This window comes from Mesorhizobium sp. M7A.F.Ca.CA.001.10.2.1, assembly GCF_003998575.1.
In the GTDB taxonomy this organism is placed as follows: domain Bacteria; phylum Pseudomonadota; class Alphaproteobacteria; order Rhizobiales; family Rhizobiaceae; genus Mesorhizobium.
On the sequence record NZ_RZQY01000122.1, the window covers coordinates 1 to 11,701 of the forward strand.

Annotated in this window: 10 protein-coding genes; 7 read left to right on the plus strand and 3 right to left on the minus strand. The window is 62.8% G+C overall.

Going from position 1 to position 11,701, the window contains the following annotated elements; genetic code table 11:
- The 5 genes from EN964_RS10935 to EN964_RS10960 all read left to right on the plus strand — a co-directional run.
- The coding region (locus tag EN964_RS10935) for a GlxA family transcriptional regulator (protein ID WP_164775779.1) at nt 1-801 on the plus strand (801 nt) is incomplete at its 5' end.
- Between the two features lie 319 nt (nt 802-1,120).
- The gene (locus EN964_RS10945; protein ID WP_127269723.1) at nt 1,121-2,425 is read left to right on the plus strand and encodes a Xaa-Pro peptidase family protein; all 1,305 of its coding nucleotides are present in this window, start codon (nt 1,121-1,123) and stop codon (nt 2,423-2,425) included.
- A 355-nt stretch (nt 2,426-2,780) separates the two neighbouring features.
- A complete protein-coding gene (locus tag EN964_RS10950) occupies nt 2,781-3,461 on the plus strand; it encodes an isochorismatase family protein (protein ID WP_127269725.1) in 681 nt (226 codons plus the stop codon).
- Nucleotides 3,458-4,411: an alpha/beta hydrolase gene (locus EN964_RS10955; protein ID WP_127269727.1), complete on the plus strand. Its 954-nt coding sequence runs from the start codon at nt 3,458-3,460 to the stop codon at nt 4,409-4,411. Before EN964_RS10950 ends, EN964_RS10955 begins: the two co-directional genes overlap by 4 nt.
- 426 nt (nt 4,412-4,837) lie before the next feature.
- Nucleotides 4,838-6,478, plus strand: a complete 1,641-nt coding sequence (locus tag EN964_RS10960; RefSeq protein WP_127269729.1) for an ABC transporter substrate-binding protein — start codon at nt 4,838-4,840, stop codon at nt 6,476-6,478.
- Nucleotides 6,479-6,903: 425 nt separating this feature from the next.
- Here the strand turns inward: EN964_RS10960 and EN964_RS37640 are convergent, their stop codons facing one another.
- Together EN964_RS37640 and EN964_RS10975 are read right to left on the minus strand one after the other, a co-directional pair.
- A complete protein-coding gene (locus EN964_RS37640) occupies nt 6,904-7,416 on the minus strand; it encodes a hypothetical protein (protein WP_164748708.1) in 513 nt (170 codons plus the stop codon).
- Between the two features lie 361 nt (nt 7,417-7,777).
- Nucleotides 7,778-8,620: a hypothetical protein gene (locus EN964_RS10975; RefSeq protein WP_127268674.1), complete on the minus strand. Its 843-nt coding sequence runs from the start codon at nt 8,618-8,620 to the stop codon at nt 7,778-7,780.
- Between the two features lie 397 nt (nt 8,621-9,017).
- Here EN964_RS10975 and EN964_RS10980 point away from each other — a divergent pair, with 397 nt between their 5' ends.
- Complete coding sequence (locus EN964_RS10980) at nt 9,018-9,434, plus strand: hypothetical protein (RefSeq protein WP_127268673.1); 417 nt, start codon at nt 9,018-9,020, stop codon at nt 9,432-9,434.
- A gap of 50 nt (nt 9,435-9,484) precedes the next feature.
- Here EN964_RS10980 and lepA read toward each other — a convergent pair whose 3' ends face one another.
- On the minus strand, nt 9,485-11,290 hold the full coding sequence (lepA, locus tag EN964_RS10985) for a translation elongation factor 4 (protein WP_127268672.1): 1,806 nt from the start codon (nt 11,288-11,290) through the stop codon (nt 9,485-9,487).
- A 259-nt stretch (nt 11,291-11,549) separates the two neighbouring features.
- Between lepA and EN964_RS10990 the strand changes: the two genes are divergently transcribed.
- Nucleotides 11,550-11,701, plus strand: a 152-nt coding sequence (locus EN964_RS10990) for a TadE/TadG family type IV pilus assembly protein (protein WP_245490644.1), incomplete at its 3' end; no start/stop codon positions are given.

Below are 11,701 nucleotides of genomic sequence, written 5' to 3' on the forward strand. Positions count from 1 at the left end.
AGACAGGTCGAGGCCTCGAACGGCGTCGTCATCCAGCCGGGTTTTTACGCCGAGGACGCGCCGAAGGTCGACCGCATCGTCGTCTGCTCGGGCGGCGATGCCGACCACCTCGTCGCCGAGGACGCGGCAAGCTGGATCCGCAAGAGCCTGCGCAATGGCGCCCATATCGGCGCGGTGGCGGACGCGGCTTTCTTCCTGGCGCGGGCCGGCCTGCTCGACGGCCATGCCTGCACCTTGCACTGGACCAGCCAGGCCGCCTTCACCGAAGCTTTTCCCAACATCGAGCTCAGGCGCGACCTCTACGTCATCGACCGCAAGCGCTTCACCTCGGCCGGCGGCGTCGGCAGCCTCGACATGATGCTGGAGATCATCACCCGCGACTACGGCGCCGAGCTTGCCGCAGGTGTCGCCGAATGGTTCGTGCACAGCCAGCTGCGTTCCAGCATCGACCGCAAGATGATGCCGCTGCGGCTGCGCACCGGCGTCCGCAACGAACTGGTGCTGTCGGCCATCGCCATCATGGAGGACGCGGTGGAAGAGCGGCTCGGCATGGCCGAGCTGACCGCAAAGCTCGGCGTCTCCTCCGACAAGCTCGAACGCAGCTTCCGCTCCGAACTCGCTATCTCGCCCAACGGCTACTACCGCCGGCTGCGGCTGAAACGCGCCGCCGACCTCCTGGCACACTCGACGCTCGCCGTGCGCGACGTGGCGCTGGCGTGTGGGTTTGCATCGATGTCGAGTTTTGCGCGGGCGTTTCGCGAGGAGCATGGGCATCCGCCGAGATTGGCGAGACGGCATTAGGGCGCTTGCTGACGGGTGAGACGTTGGCGGGACAGCGCCCCCCTCTGTCCTGCCGGACATCTCCCCCTCAAGGGGGGAGCTCGGACTGCATCTCTGCTTTCGCTAATCTCAGATGTTGAAGAAAAGAACGGCGGCATCGAAACTGCCAATCTCCCCCCTTGAGGGGGAGATGCCCGGCAGGGCAGAGGGGGGCGCGAAGGATCGCGACGTAACCGATTAGCCAGCGGCATCCCGCACAACACCTGCGGTTTCCCGCACAATACCCACGCCCCGCCTGCGCCATGCTCCGACCTCGCAACCCAGCCAAGGCCGTACCCCCATGAGCATCGTCGTTTTCGACCCCGACAGCACTGAGGACGTGGACTTCAAGGACCGCATGCGCCACCCGGCCGCGGCCGATCCGGCCGGCGGCATGTGGCTGTCGGACACCGAGCCGTCCTTCATCGATGCCGATGCGCTGCGCAAGGGCCGGCTGGCCAAGCTGCGCGGCTGGATGCGCGAGGCCGGCTATGGCGGCGTCGTGTTGTTCGATCCCTACAACCAGCGCTACGCCACCGGTTCGCGCAACATGTTCGGCTATTTCCTGCGCAACTCGACCCGCTATTTCTTCATCCCGACCGAAGGGCCGATCGTGCTGTTCGAATATCCGCAGAGCTATCATGTCTCGATGGTGCTCGACACGATCGACGAGGCGCGTCCTTCCAAGCTGGTCTGGTCGTCGGTCTCCGGCCGCGACGACGAGACCGCCGGGCCCTTCGCCGACGAGATCGCCGAGCTTCTGAAGCAGCATGGCGGCGGCTCGATGAAGCTCGGCCTCGACCGCTGCAGCCATCTGCAGGCGCTGGCGCTCGAAAAGCGCGGCTGCGAGGTTCGCGATTGCCAGGGCGAGATCCTGGCGGTGCGCGCGGTCAAGACGCCCGAGGAAGTCAAATGCCTGCAGGTGTCGATGGCCGGCGCCGAGGCCGCCGTCTATGCGGTACGCGAGGCGATCAAGCCCGGCGTCTCCGAAAACGACCTGTTCGCCATCATGTATGGCGAGGTCATCCGCCAGGGCGGCGAGTTCATCGAGACGCGGCTGCTGACATCGGGCCAGCGTACCAATCCGTGGTTCAACGAGGCCAGCGGCCGCAAGATCCGGCCCGGCGAACTCTTGGCGCTCGATACCGACACGATCGGCTGCTACGGCTATTATTCGGATTTCTCGCGCACCTTCCGCTGCGGGCCGGGCAAGCCGACGCCCTACCAGAAGTCGCTCTACCGCATGGCGCACGACCAGGTTCAGCACAACATTTCGATCGTCAAACCCGGCATGGCGTTCCGCGAGATTGCCGAGAAGGCGTGGAAAATCCCGGACCGTTTCGTCGACCAGCGCTACACCTCGGTAATGCACGGCGTCGGCATGCATGGCGAAACGCCGTTCATCGCGCATGCCATGGATTACGAGACCTATGGCCGTGACGGCCATATCGTGCCAGGCATGGTGGTGAGCGTGGAAAGCTATATCGGCGAGAAAGGCGGCCGCGAGGGCGTCAAGCTGGAGGACGAGATCCTGATCACCGAGACGGGCACGGAGCTGCTTTCGCGCTTTCCCTATGAGGACGAGTTTCTGGAGACGCAGGTTTGAGGGCGGTTTCGTACACCGGCGCCGGATCGCGAGCCTTCGCTGCTGTCGCAGCCTTCCATCGCTTCGTCATCCTAGGGCGGAGCAAGGAGCGCAGCGACGCGGCGCAGACCCCTGGAGCTGCTTTGCAGCCCAAGGGATCCATGCCGCGACCTCTATGCACCGCAACGGTACAAGTTCTGCACCGCTGCACCATTCGATCAACATCACGGCATGGATCCTCGGGTCTCCGCGACGGAGCTTCGCTCCTGCTCCGCCCGTGGATGCCGAAGGTGGGGAGGCGCCGGCCAATCACCGCTGCTTGCGCCAGCTCGCTAAACAGAGCGGTGTCGCCCGCCCACAACCAAGGCGCATCGGCATGAAAACCCCCATCTCCATCAAGCCCGGCACGGTGGCCGCGATCTTCATCGACCTGCAGGAAGAGCACCGGCAGGACCCCCGCTATCTGGTCGAGGGCTTCAGCAGCATCCTCGCCAATGTCCAGCGCCTGCAGGCGGCGGCGCGGCAAAACCATGTGCCGCTCTACCACTGGGCCTACATCGTCGATCTCGACAAGCAGGACCGGCCGTTTCATCCGGTCGGTGAAGACGGCAAGTCGGCTTTCTCCGACAAGAGCGATCCGCTGACCGAGATCTGCCGTGAGGTGGCACCGATCAACGGCGAGGCGCTGCTGGTCAAGGCCGAGGCCAGCGCCTTCCGCACCGGCCCGGCGGCCCGCGACATCAAGTCTTCAGGCATCGAATGGCTGGTCATATCGGGCGTCTGGACCGAGGCCTGCATCGACGCTTCCGTCAAGGATGCGGTGGCGAAGGGCTTCCGCGTGCTTTTGGTCAAGGATGCCTGCGGCAGCGGCAGCGCGGCCATGCACCAGACCGGCATCCTCAACCTCGCCAACCGGCTCTATGGCGGCGCCGTCACCGACACCGACGGCGCCTGCCGGCTGCTGGCGGGCGAGACCGTCACCGCCTGGCAGGTCGAGGGCTCGGTGCCGCTGCGCTTCAGCTTCGACAACGCGGCCGCGCTCTACGCCGATCTATGAGCCGCGGCCCCTACGAAACACGGCTCGACCCGGCCCTGTGGGCCTATATCGACGCGGTCAACGCCTGGTATCCGCCCGAAATCATCGGCCTGCCGATCGACAAGCAGCGCGCCGTCTATGACAGGATGAGCCGGGCCTTCCACCAGGGCCGCCCAGCAGGCGTCAAGGCCAGCGACGGCCTGATCGCCGCCGGCCGCGACATCCCGGTCCGCCGTTACCAGCTTGCCGGTAGTGCCGCGAAGGCGATGGTGATCTACTACCACGGCGGCGGCTTCATCCTCGGCGGGCTGGAAAGCCATGACGACATCTGCGCCGAGCTCTGCGCCGGCACCGGTTTCGACGTGCTGTCGGTCGACTACCGCCTGGCGCCGGAACACGTCCACCCCGCCGCCTTCGACGATGCGGTGGCCGCCTTCGAATGGGCGGCAGCGACGTCAGACCTGCCGCTGGTCCTGTGTGGCGAAAGCGCTGGCGGCAATCTCGCCGCCGCCGTGGCGCAGGCGACGCGCCGCCATATCAGAGCTGCGGTCGGGCAAGTGCTGATCTATCCCGAACTCGGCGGCGACGAGACCGCCGGTTCCTATGTCGAACACGCCGAGGCGCCGCTGCTATCCGTGGCCGACATCGCCTTCTACCGCGACGTCCGCTCGGCCAGGCGGCAATCGCCCGACGACCCGACCTTCTCACCGCTGCGCGACACCGATTTCTCCGGCCTGCCGCCAACGGTGATCGTCACGGCGCAATGCGACCCGCTGTCGTCGGATGGCGAGACCTACCGCGACCGCATTGTGGCCGCCGGCGGCAAGGCCCGGTGGCACGAGGAACCGAGGCTGGTGCACAGCTTCCTGCGCGCCCGAACGACGGTGCCGGCCGCGGCGGAAGCGTTTGCGCGGATTGTCGGCGCGGTTGCTGCGCTGGGCCGAGGTGAGTGGCCGACGGTGGAACGCTAATCTCCCCCCTTGAAGGGGAGATGTCGCCGAAGGCGACAGAGGGGGTCGTCGCGCGTAGAGCGCTAGCATCATCTTTTTTAAAGTAGGAGGTCGCGTCCCGTCGTGCCGACCCCCTCTGGCCTGCCGGCCATCTCCCCCTCAAGGAGGGAGATTGGCGCCGCGCCGTTGGCGCATCTCCTCGCAGCGCGGCTGCAAAGCATAAGCGCACTGCCGACTCCCCCTGCGGAACCCCGCACAATCACTGCGGAAAACCGAACACTCCCTAGCGTCACCCCGCTCTATCATTCCCGCTCAGGCAACGGCGCCCCGGCGGTCGCGTCCGCCCCCGCGTCTGTCGATCGGCCGGGGCGATTTTTCTGTGCATGCCGTTGTCCCAAAACCGCTGGGCACTTTTGGGCGGCATGCATCAACAACAGGGGAACGACGATGAAATTCATGCTGACCGACCGCAAACTCCACCCGCAAGCCAAATCCGTCGCCGATGATTTCAGGACCGGCGGCATCAACCGCCGCGAATATCTGGTGCTGATGGCCGGCCTCGGTGTCAGTGCCGCCGGCGCGTTTGCGCTGGGCGGGCTCGCCCCCACCCCTGCCCGCGCGGCAGAACCGAAGAAGGGCGGCGTCCTGCGCGTCGCCATGAACGTCAAGGGCTTCAAGGACCCGCGCACCTTCGACGGCGTGGAGATGTCGAATGTCGCCCGCCACTGCAACGAATATCTGGTGCGCTGGAACACCGACTTCTCCTTCGAGCCCTGGCTGCTCGAAAGCTGGGAGGCGAGCGACGACGCCAGGACGCTGACCCTGCATGTGCGCAAGGGCATATCCTGGTCGAATGGCGATGCCTTCAACGCCGATGATGTCATTCACAACCTCACCCGCTGGTGCGATGCCTCGGTGCCGGGCAATTCGGTCGCCGCGCGCATGGGCGCGCTGGTCAATGCCGACACCAAGAAGGTCGTCGATGGCGGCATCGCCAAGGTCGACGACTTCACCATCAAGCTCAATCTGCCGAAGCCCGACATCTCGCTGATCGCCGGCATGGCCGACTATCCGGCGCTGATCATGCACCGCTCCTATGAGGGCGACGGCGATCCCCTGAAGGCGCTCGCCATCACCACCGGCCCCTGCGAGCTGGTCAGCTGGGATGCCGAGACGGGTGCGGAGGTGAAGCGCAGGGATAAGCCCTGGTGGAAGGGCGAATTCCATCTCGACGGCATCAAATGGGTCGACTACGGCTCCGACCCCAACGCCATGCTGTCGGCCTTCGAATCCGGCGAGATCGACACCGACCACGAAACCGCTTCCGACGCCGTCTCGCAGACCGAGACGATGGGGCTGATGAACTCCGAGATCGCCACCGGCTCCACCATCGTCGCCCGCTTCAATGTCGCCAACGCGCCCTATGACGACGTCAAAGTGCGCCGCGCCGCCCAACTCGCCGTCGACAATTCCGCCGTACTGGCGCTCGGCCTCGGCGGCCGCGGCAAGCCCGCCGACAACCACCATGTCGGCCCCATGCATCCCGAATATGCCGATATCGGCCCGGCCAAGCGTGACGTCGACCAGTCGAAGAAGCTGCTTGTCGAGGCCGGCAAGGCCGACCACGAATTCGAGCTCATCTCCGTCGATGTCGAATGGCAAAAGAGCACCGGCGACGCCATCGGCGCGCAGATGCGCGACGCCGGCCTGAAGATCAAGCGCACCGTGCTGCCCGCCGCCACTTTCTGGAACGACTGGAGCAAATACCCCTTCTCCTGCACCGAATGGCTCGGCCGCCCGCTCGGCGTCCAGGTGCTGGCGCTCGCCTACAAATCCGGCGCCGCCTGGAACGAGAGCGCCTACGCCAATCCCGAATTCGACACGCTGCTCGACAAGGCGCTGGCGACGCCGGACGCCAAGGCGCGCAAGGAGATCATGGCCAAGATCGAGCAGAATTTGCGCGATTCAGGCATCATCATCCAACCCTACTGGCGCTCGGTCTACCGGACGTACCGCAAAGGCGTCGAAGGCTGCGAACAGCACCAGGCGCTGGAACAGCATTTCGAGAAGGTGTGGATTGAGTCTTGAAGCGCCAACGTTCGCTTTACCTTCTCCCCTTGTGGGAGAAGGTGGATTGTCGCGAAGCGGCAAGACGGATGAGGGGTGTTCCAGCTTGGCGAGACGCCAACAGTAAACGAATCTGAACCAGAGCAGAACCTTCACCGCCTCACTCCGTCACGCACCCCTCATCCGTCTCGGCGCTGCGCACCGATCCACCTTCCCCCACAAGGGGGGGAAGGCAAGAAGCGTCGGCGCTCCTTCAAGTGCGGCGCTGGCCGGTGGATCGCTGCGATCATCTGCGGGTGGAAAATGGCCGGCGCGAATGCCGGTGAGGCAGTTGCCTGAGCCCGCGCCGGCCATTGGCGAACCTAGGTCCGCCGCCCGGAATTTCTACCGCCCCGCTGATGCCCGATCAACCAGGCCGGACGTTTGGTACGGAAGCGGACAAAAGCTCACCGCTCCGCCCTCAGCAGCGTCCAGATCCAGTCAACAAAGGTCAGCACCAGGAAAGGATAGCCGGCGGCGGGCAACGGCGCGGAGGTCGGCAGCAAGGGCGCGCGCCAGAGGATCATGCAAGCCGAGACGACAAACAGCACGGCGGCCACGAGCGCGGTGAGCCGCATCCACAGGGCAAATGTCCTGGGCATGCTGACCATGACCAGTGCTGCTGCCCACAGCGTGATGCCGCCGACATAGGAAGGCACGCTGGCCTCAAGCCCCGCCGCATTGCCCGCCATCAGCAGGGTCTCTCCGGCCAGGAAGGTCAGGAACCCGGCAGCGACGCAGTCATTGCCCAGCCGCTGGTATTTCATCGTCAGCAGCGCGGTGGCGACCACGAGCGCCGCGCCGTCGATCGTCCAGAGCGTTTCGCGCAGCGGAGCGCTGGCGACGAAGGTGCCGGCAAGGCCGAAGGCGCCGCCGATGGCGAGGCCGAGAGAGGCGATGGTGTCTGATGTGGTGCGCATGTGATGTGTCTCCCCAAGCTGGGTGTACGATACGCTTGGGCGCCGCACCATGAACAGCTCAAAGCCGACACGGCCGAGCGCCACCAACCTATCAGTACAAACACCTTCCTGCCCGGCGCGCTGATGGCCAGCCCCCTTCAGCTAAAGATCGCAGCACCGATGGACGGCCCCAGTGCCGGAAGAGTCTTCCGGCAGTACTGTTTTGAATCTCGGCGGGACAGACATGGCGGATGGAGTGAATCGGAAAGCGGGGACCGACCTCGATAAAATTCCAACCGCCGAGTTGTTCGAAACCGACTGGCAGCAGACGCTGGATCTCAAAAGAGATGCATGTGTGCGCGCCAGTAAATTCGCCTGCAGTTCAGACCAACTCCCGGGCGCGGTCCAGAATCTTGTCGATGTGATCGCTGTCAATCAACTCGAGCATCTCTTTCACGGAGCCTGTTTTAAGGGACTTGGTAAACTGCACTATCGAAATAGAAGGGCTCCCGGCATACGAGAGCAGGGCCATTTTAGTGAAGTTTTTCGAAAAAGCAGGATAAAGCGGTGCATCAAACTCCGCGTCCCACTCGCCATTCCGAATGGCTCGCTCTGTGAGAACAGCCATCAAGACGACTCCCAAGGCTCGTTGGACCTTGTGCTTCTTTCCCAAAGGGAAGCCAAAGGCAGGGAAACAAAATTCGATCATGAACCGCAGCGCATTAAAAAAAGCAGACGCATAGATCCTGCGATCATTGCCGAAATCTGCTGCATACAGAGTCGCGAAAATCTGCGCCGCGACGGCATCGGCAATCACATCGAGTTCGCCCAGCTTGTGAGGGCCAGCCGTCTGCTTCAACGTCTGGACATCGGCAAAATCCACCATCCTCTGTGCTACGTGTTGCATTTCGTGGAACAGGTAAATTGATACCGCAGTCTCGCAGAAATCTTCAATGTCAAGGTCACGAAAATCTCTGGATTCCCCAGCTTCCCAGATGAGATTCAGCCCAGCCAAGCTCAGCTCAAGAGTCGCAGTTTTTCGATCGAGGCGAAATGCTGCCTTGCCGAGATCGCTCGACACCATCACCTTTTTTATATCATTCAGTTTCGCGACAGCCGCCCTGGCATCAGAAGGGGCAAGCGTCAAAACGCTCAAATAATTCTCCTTGAACCGGGCGAACACTCGATCGACCGTAATCTGCCATTCCGCAACTGTTCTTGCCATGTCGGCTCCCCAAAAAGAGGAAATGAGGTCGATGGGTAACCCAAAAGTACCCCAACAACAAGTGCAGAGAGAAAAAAATTCCTGTTGCGGCGCACTAAAATTAGGGTTTAATAGCCTCGCTATCATCCATGAGTGATTTGGGGTACCCCCAGGCAAGGGAAACGACGCTTGGTACCTCATTCAAGGGAGGAACAAATGGGTACTTATTCTCAGGGAACGGAAATGACAAGGGGCTCCTTCACGCGCGCATGCCAGCTATCCCTTTTTAGGGGTTGTTTAATAGCGTGTTAACCCTAATTCCTGATCATGAACCAGCAAGTAAATCCGTTGGGATATGATTGAAGTCCCTTATTGGGACCCCCGAAGGGGTACTTCGGGGAACGTTGAGGAGTTCGCTATGACTTATCAGGAGACTGCAGCGCTCGGTCAAAGCGCAAGCGGTGCCGAAGGTGCGCGCGACGGAAGCGCCTCCCAGGAACTGCGGCAATGGACGATCAAGAATTTGGATGCATCTGTAGTTGACAAGGCTCGAGCAGCAGCCAAGCGAAAGGGAATGAAGATTAGTGCCTGGGTGGCCGCGACACTTGAAAATGCTGCCGACATGCAATCCGTCGAGAGCGACCCGTCAAGGAATTCTTTGGCGATTGATCTTGATGAGATTGTCTCAAAGATAGAGGAGATTCGCAGAGAGGATCGACTCTTAATTGAAAGAATTGAGAAGGATATCTCGCAGCTAGTGAAGGGGCAACACGGGATGCTTACAGAGATGCTATCTCGAAGTGGCAAAGGTAGGACTGAGAGCGATCACTCTTAGTTAGCTGGGAACCCACCCGGTCGATACGTTCGGCCAAAGGCCGAACCCGCTCAATCGCCCATCTTCAAGGCCTGGATAAACGCCTCCTGCGGGATATCGACCTTCCCAAACTGGCGCATCCGCTTCTTGCCTTCTTTCTGCTTGTCCAGCAGCTTGCGTTTGCGCGAGACGTCGCCGCCGTAGCATTTGGCGGTGACGTCCTTGCGCAGCGCCGAGATGGTTTCGCGGGCGATGACCTTGCCGCCGATGGCGGCCTGGATCGGGATCTTGAACAGATGGTTCGGGATCAGCTCCTTCAGCTTCTCGCACATCTGCCGGCCGCGCTTTTCCGCCGCCGTGCGGTGCACCAGCATGGAAAGCGCGTCCACCGGCTCTTCATTGACCAGGATCGACATCTTGACGAGGTCGCCCTCCTTGTAGTCGGTGAGGTGATAGTCGAACGAAGCGTAGCCCTTGGAGATCGACTTCAGCCGGTCGTAGAAATCGAAGACGACTTCGTTGAGCGGCAGATCGTAGATCAGCATGGCGCGCTTGCCGACATAGGACAGGTCGGCCTGGATGCCGCGCCGGTCCTGGCAGAGCTTCAATATGCCGCCGAGATAGTCGTCGGGGGTCAGGATCGTGGCGCGGATCCACGGCTCCTCGATCGCCGAGATCTTCACCACGTCGGGCATGTCGGCCGGGTTGTGCAGTTCCTTCATCGAGCCGTCGGTCAGAGCCAGCCGGTAGACGACGCTGGGTGCCGTGGCGATCAGGTCGAGGTTGAACTCGCGCTCCAGCCGCTCCTGGATGATTTCCAGATGTAAGAGGCCAAGGAAGCCGCAGCGATAGCCGAAGCCGAGTGCCGCGCTGGTTTCCATTTCAAAGGAGAAGCTGGCGTCGTTGAGGCGCAATTTGCCGACCGCGGCGCGCAGATCCTCGAAATCGGCGGCGTCGACCGGGAACAGGCCGCAGAACACCACCGGCTGCGCCGGCTTGAAGCCGGGCAGCGCCTTGGCCGTGGTGCGCTTGTCCTCGGTGATGGTGTCGCCGACGCGGGTGTCGGCCACTTCCTTGATCGAGCCGGTGAAGAAGCCGAATTCGCCGGGGCCGAGCTCGTCGACATTGATGCGGGCCGGCGTGAACACGCCGGTGCGCTCGACCAGATGCTTGGCGCCGGTGCCCATCATGCGGATGGTCTGGCCTTTTTTCAGCACGCCGTCGATGACGCGCACCAGCACGATGACGCCGAGATAGGCGTCGTACCAGCTGTCGACCAGCATCGCCTTCAAGGGCGCGGCCGCGTCGCCTTCGCGCGGCGGCGGCAATTGGTGGACGATGGCTTCCAGCACGTCGGGAATGCCCAGACCGGTCTTGGCCGAGATCAGCACGGCGTTGGAAGCGTCGATGCCGATCACCTCCTCGACCTGCTCGCGGATGCGCTCGGGCTCGGCGGCCGGCAGGTCGACCTTGTTCAGCACCACGACGATCTCGTGGTTGTTGTCGATCGCCTGGTAGACATTGGCCAGCGTCTGCGCCTCGACGCCCTGGGAGGCATCGACCACCAGCAGCGAACCCTCGCAGGCGGCCAGCGAACGCGACACTTCATAGGCGAAGTCGACGTGTCCGGGCGTGTCGATCAGGTTGAGGATATAGTCCTCGCCATTGTTGGCGCGGTACTTCAGCCGCACCGTCTGCGCCTTGATGGTGATGCCGCGCTCGCGCTCGATGTCCATCGAGTCCAGCACCTGCTCCTTCATGTCGCGCAGCTCCAGTCCGCCGGTCAGCTGGATCAGCCGGTCGGCAAGCGTGGATTTGCCATGGTCGATATGCGCGACGATGGAGAAATTGCGGATGTGGTCGAGGGGCGTGCTCATGGCGCGCGTTTAGCAGGGGTGGCTTGCCCGAGCAAGCGGCAGGCTGCCGCCGCACATGTAGCGCGGCCCGCTGCCCGGCAAGCCGTACGGCCGCTGCCGCGAAAGCAGAGCAGGCGGCTGCCGGGGCAAGCGGTGCGGGCGCTTGTCGCCTTTTCCTCCGGATTCCTCGAAAAATCGATAAATTTTAACCACACGCGTTAGAGCATAATTTGTGATCGGCATGTTAGCGGAGGGAAATATCTGATGTAAGGACGAAGGCATGCGGGGGCTTGCAGGCAGTTTTATCGAGTCGCGGAGCGGCTCGTTCGCACCGATACTTGTTCTCGCCATGATACCGCTGATCACCGCGGTCGGCTTTTCCGTCGACTACACCTCCGCGGTCCAGACCAGGTCGACCGAGCAGGCGGCACT